The organism is Mesorhizobium sp. A556, from assembly GCF_054489545.1.
Genome location: NZ_JBTMXA010000001.1, coordinates 415,861 through 439,856, shown reverse-complemented (window position 1 = coordinate 439,856; position 23,996 = coordinate 415,861). Strand labels below are relative to the sequence as shown.

At 61.8% G+C, this 23,996-nt stretch carries 17 protein-coding genes; 9 read left to right on the top strand and 8 right to left on the bottom strand.

The genetic code is table 11. The features are described 5' to 3' along the window. Nucleotides 1-54: 54 nt before the first annotated feature. Complete coding sequence (locus tag ACX3P0_RS02120; protein ID WP_459086213.1) at nt 55-1,818, top strand: hypothetical protein; 1,764 nt, start codon at nt 55-57, stop codon at nt 1,816-1,818. Between the two features lie 46 nt (nt 1,819-1,864). Here ACX3P0_RS02120 and ACX3P0_RS02115 read toward each other — a convergent pair whose 3' ends face one another. The 7 genes from ACX3P0_RS02115 to ACX3P0_RS02085 form a co-directional block, all read right to left on the bottom strand. Continuing rightward, complete coding sequence (locus ACX3P0_RS02115; protein ID WP_459086850.1) at nt 1,865-3,265, bottom strand: aspartate aminotransferase family protein; 1,401 nt, start codon at nt 3,263-3,265, stop codon at nt 1,865-1,867. A gap of 82 nt (nt 3,266-3,347) precedes the next feature. Beyond that, nucleotides 3,348-4,355, bottom strand: a complete 1,008-nt coding sequence (locus ACX3P0_RS02110; RefSeq protein ID WP_459086212.1) for an NAD-dependent epimerase/dehydratase family protein — start codon at nt 4,353-4,355, stop codon at nt 3,348-3,350. Further along, nucleotides 4,352-4,786 (bottom strand): EamA family transporter, encoded by a 435-nt coding sequence (locus ACX3P0_RS02105; RefSeq protein WP_459078440.1) that lies wholly within the window; start codon nt 4,784-4,786, stop codon nt 4,352-4,354. The genes ACX3P0_RS02110 and ACX3P0_RS02105 overlap by 4 nt, the downstream gene beginning before the upstream one ends. Before the next feature lie 108 nt (nt 4,787-4,894). Next, complete coding sequence (locus ACX3P0_RS02100) at nt 4,895-6,250, bottom strand: FAD-binding oxidoreductase (RefSeq protein ID WP_459086210.1); 1,356 nt, start codon at nt 6,248-6,250, stop codon at nt 4,895-4,897. Next, nucleotides 6,247-7,683, bottom strand: coding sequence for a UbiA family prenyltransferase (locus ACX3P0_RS02095; RefSeq protein WP_459086209.1), 1,437 nt, complete (start codon nt 7,681-7,683; stop codon nt 6,247-6,249). The genes ACX3P0_RS02100 and ACX3P0_RS02095 overlap by 4 nt, the downstream gene beginning before the upstream one ends. A gap of 191 nt (nt 7,684-7,874) precedes the next feature. Continuing rightward, nucleotides 7,875-8,138: a hypothetical protein gene (locus tag ACX3P0_RS02090; protein WP_459086207.1), complete on the bottom strand. Its 264-nt coding sequence runs from the start codon at nt 8,136-8,138 to the stop codon at nt 7,875-7,877. Between the two features lie 164 nt (nt 8,139-8,302). Further along, nucleotides 8,303-10,783, bottom strand: coding sequence for a mechanosensitive ion channel domain-containing protein (locus ACX3P0_RS02085; protein WP_459086205.1), 2,481 nt, complete (start codon nt 10,781-10,783; stop codon nt 8,303-8,305). Nucleotides 10,784-10,965: 182 nt separating this feature from the next. On the opposite strand from ACX3P0_RS02085, the gene ACX3P0_RS02080 reads away from it, so the two are divergent. Genes ACX3P0_RS02080 through soxG form a run of 4 tightly spaced genes read left to right on the top strand, consistent with a single transcriptional unit; the run spans nt 10,966 to nt 16,112 of the window. Further along, complete coding sequence (locus ACX3P0_RS02080) at nt 10,966-12,225, top strand: sarcosine oxidase subunit beta family protein (RefSeq protein WP_459086204.1); 1,260 nt, start codon at nt 10,966-10,968, stop codon at nt 12,223-12,225. A gap of 11 nt (nt 12,226-12,236) precedes the next feature. Further along, entirely contained in the window at nt 12,237-12,533 is a 297-nt protein-coding gene (locus ACX3P0_RS02075) for a sarcosine oxidase subunit delta family protein (protein WP_459086202.1), read from the top strand. Next, complete coding sequence (locus ACX3P0_RS02070; protein ID WP_459086201.1) at nt 12,530-15,523, top strand: sarcosine oxidase subunit alpha; 2,994 nt, start codon at nt 12,530-12,532, stop codon at nt 15,521-15,523. The genes ACX3P0_RS02075 and ACX3P0_RS02070 overlap by 4 nt, the downstream gene beginning before the upstream one ends. Then, nucleotides 15,516-16,112, top strand: coding sequence for a sarcosine oxidase subunit gamma family protein (soxG, locus tag ACX3P0_RS02065; protein WP_459086199.1), 597 nt, complete (start codon nt 15,516-15,518; stop codon nt 16,110-16,112). The genes ACX3P0_RS02070 and soxG overlap by 8 nt, the downstream gene beginning before the upstream one ends. Nucleotides 16,113-16,223: 111 nt before the next feature. On the opposite strand, the gene ACX3P0_RS02060 is transcribed toward soxG, so the two are convergent. Beyond that, complete coding sequence (locus ACX3P0_RS02060) at nt 16,224-16,934, bottom strand: nitroreductase (protein WP_459086197.1); 711 nt, start codon at nt 16,932-16,934, stop codon at nt 16,224-16,226. Between the two features lie 188 nt (nt 16,935-17,122). Between ACX3P0_RS02060 and ACX3P0_RS02055 the strand changes: the two genes are divergently transcribed. From ACX3P0_RS02055 to ACX3P0_RS02040, 4 genes are read left to right on the top strand one after another with little or no spacing between them, the layout of a single operon-like run. After that, nucleotides 17,123-17,704: a helix-turn-helix domain-containing protein gene (locus tag ACX3P0_RS02055; RefSeq protein WP_459078451.1), complete on the top strand. Its 582-nt coding sequence runs from the start codon at nt 17,123-17,125 to the stop codon at nt 17,702-17,704. 20 nt (nt 17,705-17,724) lie between these two features. Then, nucleotides 17,725-20,178 carry a GcvT family protein gene (locus ACX3P0_RS02050; protein WP_459078452.1) on the top strand — a complete coding sequence of 818 codons (2,454 nt, stop codon included), beginning with the start codon at nt 17,725-17,727 and terminating at the stop codon, nt 20,176-20,178. Between the two features lie 3 nt (nt 20,179-20,181). Beyond that, complete coding sequence (locus ACX3P0_RS02045) at nt 20,182-21,363, top strand: pyridoxal phosphate-dependent aminotransferase (RefSeq protein WP_459078453.1); 1,182 nt, start codon at nt 20,182-20,184, stop codon at nt 21,361-21,363. 38 nt (nt 21,364-21,401) lie between these two features. Next, nucleotides 21,402-23,846, top strand: a complete 2,445-nt coding sequence (locus ACX3P0_RS02040) for a GcvT family protein (RefSeq protein WP_459086195.1) — start codon at nt 21,402-21,404, stop codon at nt 23,844-23,846. Nucleotides 23,847-23,996 lie beyond the last annotated feature (150 nt).

Sequence of the window (23,996 nt, the reverse complement as noted above, 5' to 3'; positions counted from 1 at the left end):
GATAATCGGAGGGATGTTCTGCATTCCACTTCCGATGCGATCCGCGAAACCGCTATGAGTTCGACATTCGAAAAGCCTGAAGCAGCCGGCCCCTCTCGCTTGTCCAGCCTGTCCAAATCGCCGCTGGCGCTGCTTCTGGCCGCATTTTCCTTCGTCTGCATCCTGCTAGCGCTGCCGCTCGTCCTGCCGATCGGGCCGATGTATTGGGACGTCTTCATTTACTACGACGCCGCCAACCGGATCTTCGACGGCCAGGTCCCGATCATCGACTTTTTCACACCTGTCGGCCCGCTCGGCTATTATCTCTTCGCGGGCTGGCTCGCGATCTTCCCGAACGGGCAGCCGGTGCTGCTTGCGCACTGGTCGCTGCTGGCCGTGACGGCACCGCTGATGGGGCTCGTCGTCTGGCACGTGGACCAGCGCTCGCGTGGAACGGCCTTTGCGCTTCTGGTGCCATTCCTGATTTTTGCGCTGCTGCCCTTCAATACGCGGGAATTCTACCCCTTTCCGGGTTCCGACGCGTTCGGCATCTATAACCGCCAGGCCTGTCAGATACTCTACATCCTGGTTGCCGCGTTGTTTTTCGTACGCGACCGCCGCCTGCTGACGGCCCTTGTCGTCGCCACCATGACCGTCCTGTTCTTCCTGAAGATCACCGGCTTCGTCGCCGGCGGCATCATTGCCGCCTATGCGCTGGTTTCGGGAAGGGTGACGTTGAAACACGCCATCCTGTGCGCGTTGGCTTTCATCGTCGTCCTTGCGGCCATCGAACTTAAAGACGGAATGGTCAGCCAGTATGTTTTCGACATCTTGAGCCTTGTCGCCATGAACAGCGGAACGTTGCTGCCGCGTTTTCTGCAAGCCACGTCCCTGAACTTCGGCACGGTGGCGGCGGCGGGCAGCCTGGCCCTCCTGCTTCTCTGGTCGGACCGGCAAAATTGGGCAGCCGGTTTTGCCGCTGGCAGCCCGGTATCGCGCTTCGATGCGTTGATCGCCCTCCTCTCGCACGATGGTATCAGGCTGCTTGTCGTCATCTTCGCGGGCATTTTATTCGAATCTCAAAATACCGGCAGTCAGGCGTTCATCTTCCTGTGGCCGGTGCTTTTGTCGGTCTTTCTCAAGACGGGAGAATTGGCTGGCCGCCCGGTATTGGTACTCTCGATCATGGGGCTCGTCGCTGCAACGGCGCTGCCGCCGGCCGAGCGTGTCATCGAGCGCGCGGCGCGCACCTATATCGGCGCGATCAAGAATGAACCGCTGGAACAGCGCAACCTGAAGACGCTTGGTGCCGTCGACATGCGCCCCGAAGTCGCGCGGCGAACCGAAGACATGCTGCGTCTGTACCCGAAACTTCGCGGCGCTTATGAAAGCATGGTCGCGGCGCAGGAATTGCCCACTCCGGTGCTCTATTCCGATTTCGACTTCCAGATCACGTATTTGAGCACCGTCGACACCGCCATCGATTCGATCCGGGCGCTGGAGGCCAAAGCCGGCATCCACTTCGACACCATCATGTCGCTGAATTTCGTCAACCCGTTTCCGTGGCTGATGGATCGGTCGGCACCGCTCTATGTCGCGATCGGCGCTGACCCGACGCGCGCGGTGCCGACGCCCGGCTCGCTGGAAGAAAACGCCGTCGCAAATACGGATCTAGTGCTGTATCCAACCTGCCCGCCAACCACGGCCAATGCGATGCTCTACGAGATGTACCAGCAAGGCCTGGCCAAGCATCGCCGCATCAAGCTGGATGCGTGCTACGACGCCTTCATCAATCCGAAATTCGAGGCGGCACTCGGCCCAGTCTCGGCCAGCCAATAAAAAAGCCGGGCGAACCCGGCTTTTCCTGCCTGCCGTGGCGAGAAGCTTATCGCATCTGGCTTTTCACGAAATCCTTGACGATCGCAACGATGCCGCGCGACAGCAGACTGTCCAAAGCCTCGATGAATTGATCGACATGCTCGCGCCGGCAGATCAGCGGCGGCTCTAGCCGGATAACATTGCGATTATATTCGGTGAAGGCGACCAGCACGTCGTAGTCGCGCAACAGCAGCGCGCCGACGAAACCGGACAGCGATCCCTTGAGCTTGTCGTCGAGTACGCTGACGATGGGCCGCAGCACCATCGGTAGGGTCTGCGAGAAATCGTGGAATTCCAGCCCGATCATAAAACCCTGGCCGCGAACGTCCTTGATGATCTTCGGATATTTTTCCTGCAACGCCTGCAGCCGCGTCAGCAAATAGTCGCCGGTCGAGGCGGCGTTGTCGATCAGGCCTTCGTCGTACAGGACGTTCAAGCCTTCTATGGCGGTGACGCAGGCCTCGCCCATGCCGCCGAACGTCGCCTGCGCATGGATCATCGCGGTCTTCGGCGTGCCATAGGCCTTCATATAGACCTCGCGCCGCGCGATCATGGCGCCGACAGCCGCCTTGCCGCCGCCAAGCGATTTGGCGAGCGCTGTGATGTCGGGCACGACGCCGAAATGCTCGAACGCGTAGAAGCGGCCCGAGCGCCCATAGCCGCACTGTACCTCGTCGGCCACCCACAGCACGCCATACTGGTCGCACAGCGCGCGAAGCTTCTGCCAGTATTCGGCCGGCGCCTGGATAATGCCGCCACCGCCCTGAATGGTTTCAAGCACGATCGAGCCGATCTCCGGATCGGAGCGGAAAGCGCGCTCGACTGCCGCGATATCGGCAAACGGCACCTTCACCACATTATCGGTAAGCGCGAACTCGCCGCGATAGAGAGAGCCGTCGGTGATTGCCAGAACGCCCTTGGTCTTGCCGTGAAAGGAATTCTCGGCATAGGCGATCTTGGGCCGCTTCGGCCCCGCCGCGCGCTCGGCGAGCTTTACTGCCGCTTCCATGGCTTCCGAGCCGGACGAGCCTAAAAACACCATATCGAGATCGCCGGGCGAGCAAGCCGCAAGATTATGAGCGAGCGCCGCCGCATATTGCGACATGAAGGCGATGGCGATTTCCTGCCGCTTTTCTTCCTGGAATTTCTTCCGCGCCTCCAGAATACGCGGATGGTTGTGGCCGAAGGCCAGCGAGCCGAACCCACCAAAGAAATCGAGAATCTTGCGCCCGTTCTGGTCGAAATAGAACATGCCTTCGGCACGCTCGATCTTGATCTTGTGGAAGCCCAGCAATTTCATGAAGTGCAGCTGACCGGGATTGATATGCGCCTTGAACAGGTCGGTCATCCGCGCAACGTCCATCGCCTTGGCCTGCTCGACGCCGATCAGGGCGGGCTTGGGCGTCATCGCAGGTGAAAGGGCGGGCGCATTCGCAACGGCGCGGGCGGTTTTCTGTTCAGGCCGGGTCATGACGGTCATTTTTTCTTCCCTACTCCGCAGGCACGTGAGCGGTCGCAACCGCGTGTCCACTCTTCTTTTCACGGTATTCGCTATAGGCCGCGATCAGCATGTCCTCGTCGCGATGCTGCGGCACCCAGCCGAGCTGCCGCTCGGCCTTGGAGACGTCGAGCACGCATTTCTCGTCGGCGATCAGATATTGCTCCGGGTCCATGATCGGCATGTTCATGGCATCGAGCAGGTCGAGCGTGCGCTTGACCGCCCAGCCGGGCGTCGGGATGAGGAGCGATTTCGACCCGGCGTGGCGAATAAGGTCACCGAGCAATTTCCGGACCGGCGGCGGATTGAGCGAACCGAGATTATACGCCTCGTTCGGCACCCCGGCCTTCCATGCCGCGCGACAGGCTTCGGCGCAATCGAACACGGAAATGAACTGGTACGGATTTTTGCCCGACCCGATCATCGGTACCGGCAAATTCCAGTCGATCAGCTTGAACAGCTTTTCGAGGATGCCGAGCCGGCCGGGACCGATGATGAGGCGCGGGCGAAACAGCGAAATCGCCATGCCGCGCTTGCGCCATTCGGCCGCCAGTTCTTCGGTCTTCTGCTTCGACCAGCCATATTCGCCAAGCGGCGCGACCGGATGCTCCTCCGTCATCGGATAGGTGAAGGTATGGCCGTAGATCATGTCCGTGGTAAAATGGACGAGCTTTTGCGCACCCACCTTGTCCATGGCCTGGATGATGTGCTCGGTGCCATGAAAATTCACCGGAAAGAAGAATTCGTGGCGCTTGGCCCGGACCTGGATCGGCGACAGCATCTTGGCCGACAGATTATAGACCATGTCGTCGGCCTTGAGCCCCACCGCGGCAACCGAAGCCGGATCGGTGACGTCGCAATGGACATGGCGCACGGAGCGGTAATGCGGAAACTTGCTCTTGACGATGTCGGCGACGATCACCTCCTCACCATCGGCTATCAGCTTGGGAGCAAGGTGATGACCGACAAAGCCGTCACCGCCAAAGATAACATGTCTCATCGAACGATCTCGCGGGTAATGTTGGTGTCAGGGGAAAGCGATGCCGCCTGCGCCCCATGCTCTCGGCCGCTCTGGGCGATCAGCACGGTTCCCACGCAAATGAAGGCGATGCCGGCGATACGCCAGCCGTTCAGATCCTCGCGGAAGATGAAATAGGCGAACACCGCGACCGCGACATAGGCGAGGCTGAGAAACGGATAGGCGAACGAAAGCTCGACTTTCGACAGCACATAAAGATGCGACGCCATAGAAATGACGAAGGTGCACAGGCCCAGGAACACCCACGGGCTGAACACGATCTGCAGCACTTTGACGAACGGGTTGGTTCCCTCGAACGAAATCGGCCCGAGTGTCATCATGCCCTGCTTGAGCATTAATTGCGCCGCCGCATTGGTCATGACCGTGAAAAGGATAAAGACGATATATTTCATTGTTGTCTCCCCGCCTGTCGAGCATCGCTATCATGGGTCGAGAAACATTCCGTGAATCCGGTAGAAAGACTTTGAGCTACTCCGGTCGGACGGGGTTCAGATTGACGGTCATTCCGCAGCCACCGCCATCTCGTTCCGCCGCGACGCCAGTTGCCCTGCCGTCCGCGCCCAGAAGGCCGAAAGAAATGCGGGGTCACGCAGTGCCTCCAACCGCTCCCACGCCGGAAACGAAGCGCCAAAGGTTTCAGCGCTCATGCGCGCATCCTTGTAAGGATTGACCGCGCCGCCCGCCTCGACGGTAATCCTGTCGAGTTCGTCGAGCAGCTTGAGCGTTACCCCGCCCCGGTTGGGGAAATCCAGCGTCAGCGTATAGCCGGCGCGCGGGAAGGACAGCAGGCCGGGCGAGCGGATGCCCCCGAAACGCTTCAGCACGGTAAGGAACGAACCCTGCCCTGCCCGTTCCGCTGCCTCGAGCAGCGCCGGAACGGCGTCGCGGGCCGCATTTTCGGGCACCACGCTTTGATGCTGGTAGAGCCCGTTCGGTCCATAGAAGCGGTTCCAGTCACGCACGCCATCAAGCGGAAAGAAAAAGCCCTGATAGCCTGCTTGGCGCGGTACGGGCGAGCGGCCCTTCTTCCAGCGATAGGCCACGTTGAAGGCGCTAAGAAACGGGCGATTGAGCACGGTGAAGGGCGGCTGGAACGGCACCGACAAACGGCCTCCGGGGCGTGTTGCAATATGCGAACCGTGCTCGGAATGGTTGCCGGTGAACATCAGTCCGCGCCCGCGATGGCTGCCGCGTGCCAGTTGGTCGATCCAGGCAACCGCGTATTCATTCGACTGATCGGCCATGCCGGCAAGCTCGAAGAACCCAGCCAGACTGCCGAATGGCGTCACCTTCTCGACGACATCCAGTGATGCCACCTGCATCAGCCGGATCGATGCGGACAGGACGAGGCCCGTAAGCCCCATGCCGCCGATGGTCGCCGCAAACAGGTTTGGATTGCTGGTGGCCGAGCAACGGTATTCGTGGCCGTCCGACCGAAGCAGCGTCAGCGCCTCGACATGACAGCCGAACGTGCCGCGCCGATGGTGGTTCTTGCCATGAATATCGTTGGCGATGGCACCGCCAAGCGTCACGAACTGCGTGCCCGGCACGACCGCCGGGAAGAACCCGTGCGGCGCGGCGTAGGCGATGATGTCCGCCAGCAGAGCGCCGGCATCCGCCTCGATCACGCCGCTTTCCACATCGAAGGAACGAATACAGTTGAACGGCCGCATGTCCACCACCGCACCACCATAGTTCTGGCAGGAATCGCCGTAGGAGCGGCCGTTTCCATAGGCCAGCAGCGAGGCGTTTGCCGCCTTTTCGCTTTTCAGCAGCGCGATGGCCTCGGTAGCGCCGATGGATTTCGACGCGGGCGGCGTTGCAAGCCCGAAGCTCGAATAGGCGTCGGGCCTCATCCCCAGCCTCCGGCGACCAGCAGCACGGCCCCGATCAACACGACGATCTGGCTGCGCCAGTCGCTGATGATGAAGACGACCGGATCGTCGTGCATTTCTCCGCGCCGGGCAAGAATCCACACGCGTATCGTCATGTAGAGCACGATGGGCGCCAGCGGCCACACCATCCACGGATGCGGATAGAGTTCGCGCACCGCCTCGCTGTTCATGTAGAGCGCCAGCACCAGCGCGGACGAAAACGCCGACGCCATGCCCGCCTGTGCGACGACGTCGCGGTCCTCGCAGCGGTAACCGCGCCCGGCGATGCGTTCGCCCGGTGTCAGGCTCGGCGAGCCCAGTTCCACATACCGTTTCACCAGCGCCAGCGACAGGAAGAAGAACATCGAGAACGCCAGCAGCCAGAACGACACGCCAACCCCCGTGGCGGCCGCGCCCGCAATCACCCGCACTGTGTAGAGGCCGGCAAGCGTCAGCACGTCGATCAGAAGCATGCGCTTGAGCGCCAGCGAATAAGCCGTGGTGATGACGATGTAACCGGCAAGAACGCCCATGAACGGCCACGACACGAGCAGGCCTGCACTGACGCCGACGAACAGTAGCACGCCAGCCGCGGCAAGGCCGAACGGGATCGACAGCGCACCGCTGGCAAAGGGGCGATTGCGCTTGGTCGGATGCTGCCGATCGAGCGCCAGGTCGAAAAAATCGTTGACGATATAGATGGCGGACGCGACTGCACTGAACGAAACGAACGCCAGCACGCATTGCAGGATCAGCGCCGGGTTCAAATATTCATGGCTCAGCACCATCGGCACGGCAATCAGCACGTTCTTCGTCCATTGATGCACGCGCAGCATCTTGCAGACGGTTTTCAACGTCACCTTCGGCGCCGGCATGATCTCGCTTCCGTGCTCGGCCTGCCAGCGCGCCGCCTGGCGATCCGGCGCAACGACGAGTGCTGCGCGGGCCGCGTCGAACACGGCAACGTCGTGGCGGCTGTTGCCGGCATAGTCGAAGCCGCCATCACCATAGGCTGCCACCAGCGCCGCGCGTTTTCTGGTCGAGGTCAGATTGTCGGGGCCGTCGGTCGCCAGAACCGCATCGAAAATCCCCAGATGAAGGGCAATCGCGTCGGCGAATTTTCGCGGCGTGCCGGTGGCCAGGACTATCCTGCGCCCGGCGGCATGATCCGCTTGCAGCCGCGCCAGCAGGTCGGCGCGATAGGGCAAGTTCGCCGCATCGATCTCGATCCGGCTGGCAATGGCCAGCTTCAGATGGGCTGGGCCACGGGCAAGCCAGAACGGAACTAGAAAAATATAGAGCGGGTTTTTCTTGAGCAGGGCAAACAGCCCTTCCCACAGCAAATCCGTGGCAATCAACGTGCCATCGAGATCGACTACAAGCGGTGCTGCGTTCCTGTCTGGCCGCGCGTCCATTCGCCCCTGCCCTGCCTTCGCCGGCACCAACTTGCGGTGCGGTGGCAAGAAACCTAGCTGCGAACAGGCAACCGAAGGTTAAATGCAGGGTATAAGCAGGGCAGCGGACGGTATTTTCCGCGCCATCGTTAAGCAAGGCTTATGACGAACGGTAAAAAGCCGGGAAAATATCCCGAGAATGCGCTCAAGCGTTACTTAATGTGGGCAACACCGCCAGAAATCTCAACGGTTTCCGAACCCGTCAGCGGGGTCAGGTCGCCGTTGGGCAAGGTAACGAAGCAGCCCTTAGGGCAAAAATCGACGGTTTCGCCGCCGGCCAGGGCCAGTTCCGACCGGCTGCCGCCCTCGGTCACCACGAGCGTGTGTGTTTCGGTATCGTTGTTGACGGCACTGGCCGCATTGGCACAGGCAACTGAAGAAAGAAGAGCGCTGGCTACGAGGAAAAATTTCCGCATGGCGTTCCCGGTGTTTCCACCGCCTCTGTTGCAATTCACAAGGCATTTTCGCCTTTCATATCGCAGCTTATAGATGATGGAAGCTGAACGGCAACTGAATGCCGCATTCATGCCACAATTGGAAACTGGCCACAATTAAAGCCGGAAGGACGTAAAGCCGCCGATCAGGCGGGGTCCGGCTTGCGGCGATTGCGCTTGCGACCGGGAGTTAGCCGCTCGGCCTCGGCTTTCGCCTTCTCCGACTCGGCGGCCTCCATTTCCGACTTGTCGTCGTCGCCGGGCCACGGATCGAGATGCTTGCCCTCAACGACCGCTCTTGGCGTCGATGGAATCTCTATGCCTTCCTGCGCAAAAATCTCCACAATGGCAAAACGGATATCGTTCTGGACCCCGCTGCCGTTCGTGATGTCGGCGAGAAACACACGAATTTCAAACTCCAGCGCCGCCGTCCCAAAATTGGAAAACGAGACGAACGGCTCGGGGTTCTTCAGCACCAGCGGATGCCCACGCGCGATTTCAAGCAGCAGCTCATGCACGCGCCTGACATCCGAGCCATAGGCAACCCCGACCTTGATCTCGGTCCGGCCCAGTTTGTTGCGATGGGTCCAGTTGCCGACCGCGTTGTTGATAAGGTTGGAGTTGGGAAGGATCACCGACTGGCGCTGGAATGTCTCGATCTCGGTCGCGCGAACGCTGATCTTCTTGACCGTGCCCGACACGTCGCCGGCGACGATCCAGTCACCTACCTTGAAAGGTCGTTCGGCCAGGAGGATAAGGCCGGAGACAAAGTTGGAGACGACGTTCTGCAGGCCAAAGCCGATACCAAGCGAAAGCGCGCCCGCCACCAAAGCGAGGTTGGACAGGTCGATGCCCGCCGCTGAAATCCCGACAAGTGCGGCAATCGCCACGCCCGCATAGCCGACGGCCAGCCGGATTGAATTGCGCACGCCGGTATCGACCTTGCCCCGCGCCATCACCGATCCGTCCAGCCACCCCTGGAACCAGCGCGTCAGGAAATAACCGATGACGAAAACGACGATGCCGCTGAGAATACCCGTGACGGAGATGGTGGCCGAGCCGATGGTCAGGCCAGTGGCCAGCTTGTAGCTCCACGCCTGAATATCGCCCGGTCGAAATCCCCACATCAAGAGGATCAGCGGTAGGAACACGACGACGATCATCAGGTTCAGCGCGATGCTGACGGCAAGCCCCAGTTGATCGAGCGTGGTTTCCTCGACCTTTCCCTTCTCGGTCAGCCAGCGGCCGATGGAAGATTGACCGAAACCGCCCTCCGCGCCGAGCGCGCGGGCCGAAAGAAAGCCGATATAGGCGGTCAGCAGGATCGTTCCCGTCACGACCACCTGCAACGAAACGAAAATCGCAAGCCCGATATAGCCGAGCAACGCCGCGCCGATCGTAAACAGGCCGATGGCGAGAGCGCTGTAGCGCAACCATGCCGGCCACGGTTTCCACACCCCCTCGTGGGACCGAAACGGGCGCACCAACGCCATCAGGATCAGGATCACGCCAAAAACGACGGTCGCAAGGAAGCTGCGGGCGATCGTCAGCGACAGTGGCGATCTGATCTGCTCGTTGACGATAGAAAGGAAGCCGTTGATGCCGATGACCAGCGCCATCGCCGTGGCCAGCCGCACTAGCCAGCGAGCGGGCGTGGATTCCACCGGTATCAACCGCCAGTTCGGAAGATTTGGCGAAAGCGCTGCATTGGCGAGCCTGTTGACGCAGAACACGATAGCGACAACCGCCGCGAGCGCGTTCAAAAAGACTCCAATGTCGCCCCGCAAGACATTGTAGAAATTAAAGAAGAAGATGGCGGACGCTAGAAAAACCACAAGCGCGGCCGTTGGCAATAACGTCGACCAGAACGCCATGGAAAGCTTGCTGAGATAGGACGGATCCTGTTCGGCCGAGGGAGCCGACAGCAAGCGGCCGAACACGCGACGCCCGCCAACCAGCATCACCGTCGCCAGGCCAAGCGCCATCAGGGTCGCGGCTAGCACGGCTTGCAACTTGAACTTGAAGGCAAAGACCAGCCACGACGAAATCGCCCCGTAAAAGCGGGAGGCATCGGTTTTGGCGTCGTCAAAAACCTTGCCGCTGAACGTATCGGCAAGCGTGTAGCGCTTGGTCAGCAGGCTTCGGAACAGATTGCTGCGGGTCGTGGAAATCTGTTCCAGCAATCCGTTGATCCTGATCGACAGGGCCTGCGCCGTCTTGATCACGGCATTGATTTCGGCCTTTTCAGCCGTCAGCGCATTACGCTCACTGGCGACGGTGTCGGCTTCTGCGGGTTGATCCGCAGCTGGCGCAGGGCCGAGCGCATTGAGCCGCTTGTTGATTTCGGCGGTGCGCGAGCGAAAAGCCAAGGCGCTTTCCAGCGCACGCTGCGACAGTCCCTCCAATTGCAGCCGAATTTCCACCAGCACAGCATCGTCCTGGCTGTTTTGCTGGGTTTTCTTTTCCAGATCGTCGGTCTTGGCCGTGATCTGCTGCAAGACCGTCTGCTGATCGGCGATCAGCCCGGCGGATGCCGGAGCCAGTTGCTGGGCCGAGGCAGTGAGCGGCAGCAGCGCCAAAACCGTGAGCGCGAAAACCAGAACAAATCGATAGAGACGCTGGGGCATGATTGACGCGCTGCTCGTGGATGCCATGATGGCCCGAGCCGTCAGTGATAGAGACGGCGACGGCATGGAGCAAGCAGCCGATCATGAAGTCGGTCCATCGAAAAGCCATGGCGCTTTAGTCGCCTTCGCGCTATCGCCTGCTCTATAGTCTGCGCTCTCGCCCTAACTGGAAGACAATAAGCATGGCGGAATATTCGGCCTTTTCGCTTCTTAAAAACGCGCTGAACGGCAACAAGGACTGGAAGCCGGCCTGGCGCAAGCCGGCCCCGAAGCCGTCCTATGACGTCATCGTCGTCGGGGGCGGCGGGCATGGCCTTTCGACGGCCTACTATCTGGCCAAGGAACACGGCATCACCAATGTTGCGGTGCTGGAAAAGGGCTGGCTGGGTTCCGGTAATGTCGGCCGCAACACGGTGACGATCCGCTCCAACTATCTTCTGCCGCCCAATACGCGGTTTTACGAACACTCCATGAAGCTATGGGAGGGCCTCTCCCACGACCTCAACTACAATGTCATGTTCTCGCAGCGCGGCTGCCTCAACATCGCCCACACGCCGGCGCAGTTGGACGACTATGCAAGGCGCGGTAATTCGATGCGCCATCAGGGCGTCGATGCAGAACTGATGACGCCCGCGGAAATCAAGCGGCTTATTCCGGCACTCGATATTTCGGATGCGGCGCGCTTTCCCGTCTATGGCGGGCTGATGCAGCCGCGAGCCGGAACCGCCCGCCACGATGCCGTCGCCTGGGGCTATGCGCGCGGTGCCGACCGTCGCGGCGTCGATATTTTGGAAAATTGCGAAGTCACCGGCTTCCTGCGCGATGGCGACCGCATTATCGGCGTCACCACCACGCGCGGCGAAATCCGGGCCAAGAAAGTGGCGGTTGCGGTTGCCGGCTCGACCGGGCGCGTCATGCAGCTTGCCGGCATCGATACGATGCCGATCGAAAGCCACGTGCTTCAGGCCTTCGTCACGGAATCGCTGAAACCGTTCCTGGACACCGTGGTGACCTTCGGCATGGGTCATTTCTACATGAACCAGTCCGACAAGGGCGGGCTGGTTTATGGCGGCGACATCGACGGCTACAACTCCTACGCCCAGCGTGGAAATCTCCCCATCGTGGACGAGGTGATGAGCGAAATGCTCGCGCTTTTCCCCGGCCTGTCCGGCGTGCGCCTGTTGCGCTCATGGGGTGGCGTCTGCGATATGTCGATGGACGGCTCGCCGATCATCACCACCGGCCCCCTGCCCGGCATGTATCTCAACTGCGGCTGGTGCTATGGCGGCTTCAAGGCGACGCCGGCGTCCGGCTGGTGCTTTGCCCACACCATCGCCAGGGACGAGCCGCATGCGCTCAACGCGGCCTTCACGCTCGACCGTTTCCATCGCGGCATCCTCATCGACGAGAAGGGCCAGGGCGCTACGCCAAGGCTGCACTGACGGATCAAATCATGCTCATTACCTGCCCCTATTGCGGTCCGCGCGACGTTATCGAATTCACCTATCAGGGCGATGGCAACCGCGAACGCCCACAACCTGCCTCGCAAAACCTCGATGTGTGGAACGAATATGTCTACGACCGGCTGAACCCGGCCGGCGACCACAACGAGATATGGCAGCATTCCGGCGGATGCCGAGCCCACATTCGCGTCGTGCGCAACACGCTGACCCATGTGATTTCCAACGAGACCTCGGTGCGTGAGGACATGCAGCACACAGCCGCACACCGGCGCGGAGGAAAGGCATGAGCGCCCGCCGCACCGCAACCGGCGGCCATATCGACCGCCTGAAGACCATCCGCTTTACGTTCGACGGCACGCCCTATACCGGCCATGCCGGAGACACGCTGGCGTCCGCCATGCTGGCCAACGGCGTCTCGCTGTTCGGCCGCTCGTTTAAATACCACCGGCCGCGCGGCGTGCTGACCGCCGGCGTCGACGAACCCAATGCGCTGGTGACGGTGCTGCGTGGCGAGGTCCGCGAGCCGAACATTCCCGCCACCATGATCGAAATTTACGACGGGCTGACCGTCGTCAGCCAGAACCGCTTTCCCTCGCTGGCGTGGGATATCAACGCCATCAACCAGCTTGGCGGCAAGCTTTTGTCGGCGGGCTTTTACTACAAGACGTTCATGGGACCGGCGATCGGACCGCTGAAAGGCACGCGCTTCTGGATGTTTTGCGAAAAATTCATCCGCCGCGCCGCCGGCCTGGGCCGGGCGGGGGCGGAAGGCGACAAGGCGCGTTTCGAGCGCATGAACGCCTTCTGCGACGTGCTGGTCGTCGGCTCCGGCCCGGCCGGCCTGATGGCCGCCAGGGCTGCCGGCGAAAACGGCGCGAAAGTCATTCTCGCCGAACTTGGCCCCCGCTTCGGCGGTTCGGCAAACTGGTCCGGCGAGACGATCGACGCCATGCCGGCCACCGAATGGGCGGCGCAGGCAGCCGAGCAGCTCGCAGAGTTGGAAAACGTCCGGTTGCTGCCGCGAACAACCGTGTGGGGCTATTACGACGGCAACACGCTGGCCGCGCTGCAGCGGGTCGGCGACCACAAGCAGGCGTCCGCCAAGGGCGAGCCTCGCCACCGCTATTGGACGATCCGCGCGAAAAAGGTCGTGCTTGCCACGGGCTCTTTCGAACGGCCGCTGGTGTTTCCCGGCAACGACCGTCCGGGCGTGATGCTGGCCGATGCGGCCTTGCGCTACGCCAACGAATTCGGCGTCCTGCCGGGCGAGAAGATCGCGCTCTTCACCAACAATGACAGCGCCTATCGCGCGGCGGTCGGGCTGAAAGAGGCAGGCGCGCAGATCGTCGCCCTTGTCGATGTCCGGTCCGAACCCTCGAGCGCGGCGCGCACACTGGCGCAGGAAGCGGGAATAGAAATTCTTGCAGGCCACGCCGTCGTCGCGACCGAAGGTGGCAAGGCGCTCTCCGGCATCAAGGTGAAGCGTTTCGATGCCGCCACCGCAACACTGTCGGGCGAAGCACGTTCGATCCATGCCGACTGCCTGCTGATGTCGGGCGGCTGGTCGCCGACCATCCATCTGGCGAGCCAGGCGGGCGCGAGGGCCGAATGGAGCGCCGAGCGGCAAGCCTTCCTGCCGCCCGAACCGACGCAGGGCTGGGTCGGCGCGGGCGCCTTCACCGGCAGCTTTTCAACGGCCGACGCCATTTCGGAAGGCCATGAAGCAGGCTTGTCCGCCGCCGGCGTCGTAAGCGGGCCTATCGACCTGCCTCCGGTCGATGCCCGCCCTTGCGACCCGAACCCTGCCCCGATTTTCGAGATCCGGGCAGACGGCAAGAGCTTTGTCGATTTCCAGCACGACGTGACAGCCGAGGATGTGCGCCTCGCCCATCGCGAAGGTTTCGTCTCTGTCGAGCACCTGAAGCGCTACACCACGCTCGGCATGGCGACCGACCAGGGCAAGACCTCGAATATTCCCGGTCTTGCCATCATGGCCGAAGCACTGGGCAAGCCGATACCGGATGTCGGCACGACACGCTTCCGCCCGCCCTTTTCAGCGGTGTCGCTGGGCTCGCTGGCCGCGGAACGCTACGGCGATTTGAAGCCGGATCGGCTGACGCCGATGCACGACTGGCATGTCGAGAATGGCGCGACGCTCTATTCCGCCGGCCTGTGGTATCGCCCCATGATCTATGGTCTTGCCGGCGAAACGGTCGAGCAAGCCTATGTCCGCGAGGCAAAGGCCACGCGCGAAACCGCCGGCATCGTCGATGTCTCGACGCTGGGCAAGATCGCGGTGCAGGGGCCGGACGCCGCCGAACTGCTCGACCGCGTCTACACCAACCTGTTCTCCACCCTCCCCGTCGGCAAGGCGCGCTATGGCCTGATGCTGCGCGAAGACGGGATCGCCTTCGACGACGGCACCACATGGCGGCTTGGCGATCAGGACTTCCTGATGACCACCACCACGGCCAATGCCGGCAAGGTCATGCAGCATCTGGAATATTTCCTGGACGTAATCTGGCCGGAACTGAAGGTGACCATCACCTCCGTCACCGACCAATGGGCCGGCAGCGCCATCGGCGGACCGAAGGCGCGGGAAATCCTTGCTTCCTGCGTAACCGGCACCGCCGTCGACAACGCCGCCCTGCCCTTCATGGGCATCGTCCATGGCGTGATCGCCGATGTGCCGGTGATGATCTGCCGCCTTTCCTTCTCCGGCGAAATGGCCTTCGAAGTCTATTGCGGCGCGGGCCATGGCACCCATGTCTGGGAAGCGCTGACCGAGGCGGGAAGGCCCTTCGGCCTGGTTCCCTACGGGCTTGAGGCGCTTGGCACGATGCGCATCGAAAAAGGCCACGTCACCGGCGCGGAGATCGACGGGCGCACGACCGCGCGCGACCTGCATCTGGACTGGATGCTGTCGAAGAAGAAGCCCTTCATCGGTTCGGCGATGATGGATCGCGACGGGCTTGTCGCCTCCGACCGCCTGCAACTGGTCGGCATCGTCTCGCTGGACAATCGACCGCTCAATGGCGGATCGCATATCGTCGAGGAACTGGACGAGCAGAACCCGCACGGTTCCATCGGCCACATCACCGCCTGCTGCTATTCGCCGGCGCTGGGCAAATATATCGCCTTGGCGCTGGTCAAGGGCGGCACGGCACGGCGCGGCACGCGCGCCTTCGTCTCCGACCCGTTGCGTAAGCGGTTCGGGCCGGTAGAAATCGTCAGCAACCATTTCTTCGACCCGGAAGGGAGCCGCATGCATGGCTAGTCAGGTTGAGCGCCAGTCGCCGCTCGAGCCGATTTTCAGGCCGGGCTCACATGGTAATTTCGAGGCCGGCGTCGGCGTCACGTTATCCGAAACGCAGCCCGGCTCCATCGTTCAGCTCGCCGCATGGCCGGGTTCGGAAAAGCAGTTGATCGCGCTCATCCGCACCGTTGCCGGCTTGGCCCTGCCGGACGGCGCGGGTGGCGGCGTGGCGGAAGAAACCAGGGCAGCCTTCGGCATCGCACCGGGCAAGTTCATCGTGGTCGACGAGGCGGAAGGGCTGACCGATACTTTCGCGAAGAAAGTAACGCCTGCCATCGGCACGGTGACGGACCTTTCGCATGGCCGCACGGCAATCCGCATTGCCGGGCCAAAAGCCACATGGGTGCTGGCAAAGTTCTTCGCCATCGATTTTTCGCTGCCGGCCTTCCCGATCGGTTCCGGCCGCTCGACCGTGCACCATGACATCTTCGCCCAGATCCAGCGTACCGGCGCGGACCAGTTCGATCTCTATGTCTTCAGGTCGTTTGCACGGTCGTTCTGGAAGACATTGTGCCACGCATCGGAAGAGGTCGGCTACGAGGTGCAGTAGGTGCGAGTAGCGAGTAGCGAGTAGCGAGTAGCGAGTAGCGAGTAGCGAGTAGCGAGTAGGATTGACGGGGCGTCGGACAACAACAACCCTATTCCCTATTCCCTATTCCCTTCACTCCGAAAACGTCACCCACGTCTCCAGTGGCTCACGCTCGGTCCGAAAACTGTTCTCCGGCTTCGACGTATCCTCGTAGCCCAGCGCCATGCCGCAGACGACGATTTCCTCGTCGGAAATTTCAAGAATGGGCCTTATCTGCCGATGGTAAGGCGCAAAGGCCGCCTGCGGGCAGGTATGAAGCCCCCTCGCCCGCGCCGCGATCATTATGTTCTGCAAGAACATGCCATAGTCGATCCACGAGCCCTTGTTCAGGCGGCGGTCGATGGTGAAGATCATGCCGACCGGCGCGTCGAAGAACACGAAATTGCGGTCGTGCTGCGCGCGCATCTTGTCGACTTCGCGCCGGCCGATGCCGAGCGCACCGTAGAGCCCGAACCCGTTGGCGCGCCGCCGCGCCTGATAGGGATCAAAAAATTGGTCTGGATAGTATTTATACTCGTCCCACTCGGCCTTTTCGGCACGAATGCCTGAACTCAGGATAGCGTCGCTGATGCGCTGCTTGACCGCGCCCTTGGTCACATAGGCACGCCAAGGCTGCATGTTGGTGCCCGAGGGCGCCCGCGCCGCCACTTCAAGAATGGCCCGAATGGCGTCATCCTCGACCGGGTCCGGCAGGAAGGCGCGCACGGAACGGCGCGAGACGATAGCCTCGTCGACAATCGTCGTTTCATCGAGAATCGGGGGAACGTTTTCCGGTGCCAGCATGGGAGAACCTATAGCAAGGATATCGAACGCCTGTCCCCCGCAGCCGTTCACGGCAGAGGCTTTGCACAAACTGTCAAAATATCGCAAGCAAATCTTGGCAAGATCATGAAAAACGACTTGATTTTTTCACGAAAACCGCATCACATGAAATTCGTAACGCATTTTTCATGGAGCCGCTTGCGTTGGGCATGACTGCCTCCCCCTCGAAGCTGGGTAATGGCGAACAGGTGCTCGCAGCCGATATCCGCACGCTGCGCAAGGCGCGCGGCCTGAAGCTGGCTGAGATCGCGCTGAAGCTCGGCCGTTCGGTCGGCTGGGTCAGCCAGATCGAGCGTGGCCTGTCGACCCCCTCGCTTGGCGACCTCAGCGCCCTGGCCTCGCTGTTCGAAGTGCCGGTCAGCCTGTTCTTCAGCCATGAAGTTCCCGAAGAGCGCGAGCGTGGCGTCATCGTGCGCTCAGGCCGGCGGCGCTCGCTGGGCACGAGCGAGACGGGGCTGGTGGAAGAACTGCTGTCTCCCGATCTTGGCGGCAGTTTCGAGATGCTGCGTTCCGTCTTCGCGCCAGGTGCGGAATCGAAGGCGCGCGCGCTGCGCCCCACCGAAGAGGCGGGCTACGTCGTGGCCGGTACCTTCGAGATCGAGATCGATGGCATCTGGCACCGTCTGGAGCCCGGCGACAGTTTCAGTTTCGAGAAAAAGACGCATCGCTGGCGCAATCCTGGAACGGTGCCGGCCGTGGTTATCTGGGTGGTTTCACCACCCGTTTATTGAAAAGTTTGGGAGAGCAGAAAATGGCCGAATTACCGGCACGGGCCCGCGTGGTCATCATCGGCGGCGGCGCTGTCGGCACATCGTCGCTTTATCACCTCGCCAAGGCGGGCTGGAGCGACTGCGTGCTTCTGGAAAAGAACGAGCTGACCTCCGGCTCCACCTGGCACGCCGCCGGCAACGTCCCGACCTTCTCGACATCCTGGTCGCTGATGAACATGCAGCGCTATTCCACCGAACTTTATCGCGACCTTTCGGAAGCGGTCGGCTATCCGATGAATTATCATGTCACCGGCTCGCTGCGCCTTGCCCATACCAGGGAGCGCATGCGCGAATTCGAGCGCGCCAAGGGCATGGGCCTCTATCAGGGCATGGATATCGAGGTCATCGGCCCCGACGAGGTCAAGAGCCGCTACCCCTTCCTGGAAACGCACGACCTCGCCGGTGCACTTTACGATCCCAATGACGGCGACATCGACCCCGCGCAGTTGACGCAGGCGCTGGCCAAGGGCGCACGCGACCTCGGCGCAAAGATCATCCGCTTTTGCCCTGTCACCGGCGTGCGCCGGGAAAACGACGAGTGGGTGGTGGAGACCGAAAAGGGCGAAATCCGCTGCGAGATCGTCGTCAACGCGGCCGGCTACCGCGCGGCGGAAGTCGGAAAGATGTTCGGCCGCGACGTGCCGATGATGGTGATGAGCCACCAATATATCCTGTTCGAGGAAATCCCCGAACTTGCCGCATGGTCGAGAGAGGCCGGCAAGAAACTGCCGCTGCTGCGCGACGTCGACACCTCCTACTATTTGCGGCAGGAAAAGAACGGCATGAATCTCGGGCCATACGAGAAGAACTGCCGCGCGCATTGGAACACCGCCGACGATCCGATGCCGGCCGACTTTTCCTTCCAGCTTTACCCCGACGATCTAGAACGGCTGGAATCCTATCTCAACGACGCGGTCGCCCGCGTGCCGATCCTCGGCACCGCCGGCCTATCCAAGGTCATCAACGGACCGATCCCCTACACGCCGGACGGCAACCCGCTGATCGGTCCTATGCCCGGCGTGCCCAACGCGTTCGAGGCATGCGTCTTCACCTTCGGCATCGCGCAGGCCGGCGGCGCTGGCAAGGTGCTGGCCGAATGGATCACGCAAGGCCAGACCGAATGGGACATGTGGTCCTGCGACCCGCGCCGCTTCACCGCCTTTGCTTCCGACCCCGCCTACTGCGTCGCCAAGGGCAAGGAAGTTTATGGCAATGAATATGTCATCCAGTTTCCGCGCCGCACATGGCCGGAAGGGCGCAGCCAGAAACTATCGGCGATCCATGACCGGATCGAAGCGCTTGGCGCGCAGTTCGGCGTCGCTAATGGCTGGGAACGCGCCAACTGGTACGCCCAACCCGGCGACGATGTCTCCGAAGAATCGACCCAGACGTTCGCCCGCTCAGGCCCATGGGAAAAAAGAATCCGCGAAGAATGCCTGGCCGTGCGCGACGCCGCCGGCATCCTCGACCTGCCCGGCTTCTCGCGCTACCGGCTCGAGGGCGAAGGCGCGCGTGAATGGCTGTCGCAACAGATCACCGGCATCGTGCCGAAGCCCGGACGCATGGGCCTCGCCTATTTTGCCGACGACAAGGGCCGCATCGTCACCGAAATGTCGATCATGGCGCTGGACGAGAACCTGTTCTTCCTGATTACGGCGGCATCGGCCGAGTTGCACGACTTCGAGTGGCTTAAAAGCCATCTGCCGCAGGGCACGGAAATGACTCTGCAAAACAAGACGGAGGAGTTTTCCTGCCAGATCCTTACCGGACCGAACACGCGAAAAATCCTGGCTGAACTGACCGACGCGGACCTGTCGCTGCCATGGCTTTCGCATCAGTCGGCGCAGATCGCCGGGCGTTGGTGCCAATTGGTGCGCGTGTCCTTCGCCGGCGAACTCGGCTGGGAAATCCACAGCAAGGTCGAGGACACCGCCACGATCTTCGACGCGGTGTGGCAGGCAGGCCAAAAACACGGCTTGAAGCCGTTCGGCATGTTCGCGCTGGATTCGCTGCGCTTGGAAAAAGGCTACCGCGCCTGGAAACAGGACCTTTCCACCGACTACACCATTCTGCAGGGCGGCATGGAACGCTTCGTCAAATGGGAAAAGCCGGCGTTTCGCGGCAAGGCGGCACTCGCCAGCGAAAAGCAGCAGGGCGTGACAAAGCGCTTCGTCACCCTGGTCGTCGAAAACCCCGGCGACTGCGACGCGCCCTACATGGCCACGCTGTGGCATGACGGCAAAATCGTCGGCGAAACCCTGTCAGGAGGCTTTGGCCACCGTGTGGACAAGTCGATTGCGCTGGGCATGATCCGGCCGGACCTGAGCGAGGCCGGCACCGAGATCGAGATCGAAATCTTCGGCGACCGTTTCAAGGCCATCGTCCAGAAGGACGAACCGCTCTGGGATCCGAAAAACGAAAGACTGAGAGCGTAAAGCATGCCCAGACCATCATCGCGCATTTCCGGCATCGAACCCTCTGGCAAGGACGGCTGGGAAGTACATATGGCCGCCATCGCGCGCAAGCATGCAGGCGAACCCATCATCATGCTGTCCGTCGGCGACCATGATTTTCATACGCCCAACGAGACGGTCGAGGCCTGCGTCACGGCGGTCCGCGCCGGCTACCACCACTATACGCAGCTTTCCGGCATTCAGCCATTGCGTGAAGCCATGGCGAAAATCTCGACCCAAAGCACGGGCGTCGAGACCCGTGTGGACGAGATAATCGCAACCCCCGGCGGCCAGGCGGCTCTTTACGCCGCCGTGCAGGCCGTACTCGATCCGGGCGACCATGCCATTGTGGTCGCGCCCTACTACGCGACTTATCCCGGTACGTTCCGGGCAGCCGGCGCCACCTTTACGGTGGTCGAGACACGCGCGGAAAACGGGTTCCAGCCGGATGCCAAGGCAATTCAGGCGGCGGTACAGCCCAACACGCGCGCCATGCTGATCAATACGCCGAACAACCCGACCGGCGCCATCTATTCGCACCAGGCGCTCGAAGGCATCGCGGAAATCTGCCGCGAGCACGATTTGTGGCTTTTGTCCGACGAGGTTTACTGGACACTGGGCGGCAGAAAACATTCGTCGCCCCGCGCCCTGCCCGGCATGAGCGAACGCACGCTGGTCATCAACTCCATGTCCAAGAGCCACGGCATGACCGGCTGGCGCATCGGCTGGCTGACCGCCCCGGCGGACCTCGTCCGGTTGCTGATCGACCTCAATCTGGTCAGCACCTACGGCCTTCCGGATTTCGTCTCCCGCGCCGCCGTCGAGACGCTGGAAAACGCCTATGGCGTCAGGGAAATCGCGGAACGCTACGCCGGCCGTCGCACCCTGTTCCTCGATGCCGTGCGCGGCATGAACGACGTTATCGTGCGCGGCTCGGAAGGCGGTATGTATGTCATGCTCGATGTCAGCGCCATTGAGCCGGACGACGAAAAATTTGCCTTCGGCTTTCTCGATGCGGAGCAGGTCGGCGTGATGCCGGGCTCCAGCTTCGGCGCCGCCGCCGCTGGCCATATCCGCATCAGCCTGTGCCAGCCCGAAGCCGTATTGAAGGAGGCGGCGGCACGGCTGCGCCGCTTCGCCTCGGCCTATCGCCGTAAGGCCGCATGAGTTTTTTAAGCTAAACAAACACGATTTCAGGGACAAAAATGGCTGAACTTCCCACCAAGGCACGCGTCGTCATCATCGGCGGCGGCGTATCCGGCTGCTCCGTCGCCTATCACCTTGCGAAACTCGGGTGGACAGACATCGTCCTGCTGGAACGAAAGCAACTGACCAGCGGCACGACATGGCATGCAGCCGGCCTGATCGGCCAGTTGCGCGCAACGGCCAACATGACGCGGCTGGCGAAATACACCGCCGAACTCTACGCCAAGCTGGAAGAGGAAACCGGCGTCGCCACCGGCATGCGCCAATGCGGCTCGATCTCCGTCGCGCTGACGCAGGACCGCAAGGAAGAACTCTATCGCGGCGCGTCGATGGCGCGGGCTTACGGCGTCGATATCGAGGAAATATCGCCGGCAGAAGTGAAGAGCCGCTACCCGCACCTCGAAGTCTCCGACGTGCAAGGCGCGGTCTTCATCCCCAAGGACGGCCAGGGCGACCCCGCCAACATCACGCTGGCACTGGCCAAGGGCGCGCGCCAGCGCGGCGCAAAGATATTCGAGCAGGCCAAGGTCACTAAAATCCACCAGCAGAAGGGCAAGGTCAGCGGCGTAACCGTCGTCATGAACGGCGAGATGCACACGATCGAGTGCGAGCACATCGTCAACTGCGCCGGCATGTGGGCGCGCGACCTCGGCGCGTCTGTCGGCGTACCGGTGCCGCTGCATGCCTGCGAGCATTTTTACATCGTCACCGAGGCCATTCCCAACCTTGGCCGGCTGCCCGTGCTGCGCGTGCCCGACGAATGCGCCTACTACAAGGAAGATGCCGGCAAAATCCTGCTCGGCGCGTTCGAGCCTGTCGCCAAGCCGTGGGGCATGCAGGGCATTTCAGAGGATTTCTGCTTCGACCAGTTGCCGGAAGACTTTGACCATTTCGAGCCGATCCTCGAAAAGGCGGTGAAGCGCATGCCGCTGCTGGCCGATGCCGGCATCCATACCTTCTTCAACGGTCCCGAAAGCTTTACGCCGGACGACCGCTATTATCTGGGTGAAGTGCCGCAACTCGGCAATTTCTGGGTGGCGTGCGGGTTCAATTCCATCGGCATCCAGTCCTCCGGCGGTTCGGGCATGGCGTTGGCACAATGGATGCAAGACGGCGAGCCGCCCTTCGACCTGTGGGACGTGGACATACGGCGTGTGCAGCCATTCCAGGCGAACCGCTCCTATCTTTTCCAGCGCTCGAAAGAAACGCTCGGCCTGCTCTACGCCGACCATTTCCCCTACCGCCAGCCGGCCACCGCGCGCGGCGTACGCCGCTCACCCCTGCATGAACACCTGAAGGCGCGCGGCGCGGTCTTCGGCGAAACCGCAGGCTGGGAGCGCGCCAACTGGTTCGCAAAGGAAGGTCAGGAACGCGAATACCGCTATTCGTGGAAACGGCAGAACTGGTTCGACAACCAGCGCGAGGAACATCTGGCCGTGCGCAATAATGTCGGCCTGTTCGACATGACCTCCTTCGGCAAGATCAGGATCGAGGGGCGCGACGCGCTCGCCTTCCTGCAGCGCCTTTGCGCCAACGATCTCGATGTCGCACCCGGAAAGATCGTCTACACCCAGATGCTGAATGCGCGGGCCGGCATCGAAAGCGACCTGACCATTTCCCGCCTGTCGCCAACCGCCTTCTTCGCCGTCGTGCCCGGCGCGACGCTGCAGCGCGACCTTGCCTGGTTGCGCAAGCATGTGCGTGACGAATTCGTCGTCATCACCGAGGTGACGGCGTCCGAATCCGTGCTGTGCCTGATGGGGCCGCGCTCGCGCGAGCTGATCCAGAAGGTCAGCCCCAACGATTTTTCCAACGAGAACAACCCTTTCGGCACATTCCAGAATATCGAGATCGGCATGGGGCTGGCCCGCGCCCACCGCGTCACTTATGTCGGCGAACTCGGCTGGGAACTCTATGTCTCGACCGACCAGACGGCCCACGTCTTCGAGGCGCTGGAAGAAGCCGGGCGCGCCTTCGACCTGAAGCTCTGCGGCCTGCATACGCTGGATTCCTGCCGTATCGAAAAGGCGTTCCGCCATTTCGGCCACGACATAACCGATGAGGACCATGTGCTGGAAGCCGGCCTCGGCTTTGCCGTAAAAACCGGCAAGGGCGACTTCATCGGCCGCGACGCCGTGCTGCGCAAGAAGGAAGCCGGCCTAGACCGGCGCATGGTGCAGTTCCGCCTGACCGACCCGGAACCGCTGCTGTTCCACAACGAGGCGCTGCTGCGCGACGGAAAGATCGTCGGCAGTGTCACGTCCGGCAATTACGGCCACCATCTCGGCGGTGCGATCGGCATGGCCTATGTGCCCTGCAAGGGCGAAAGCGAAGCCGATATTCTCGGCTCCAGCTACGAGATCGAGATCGCCGGCGAGCGCTTCAAGGCCGAAGCCTCGCTAAAGCCAATGTATGATCCCAAAAGCGAGCGGGTGCGGGTTTAGTTTCTACCTGCCGCCAGCATTTCGGGGAAGACCGGTCTTCAACGACCGGTCTTCCCGCGAATGCATGTCGCCCGAAAGTGGGAACCGGTTTCGGGGCAACGACATGCATCAAAACAAGTGCTTGAAGCGCACCGCATAAATCCATTCAGA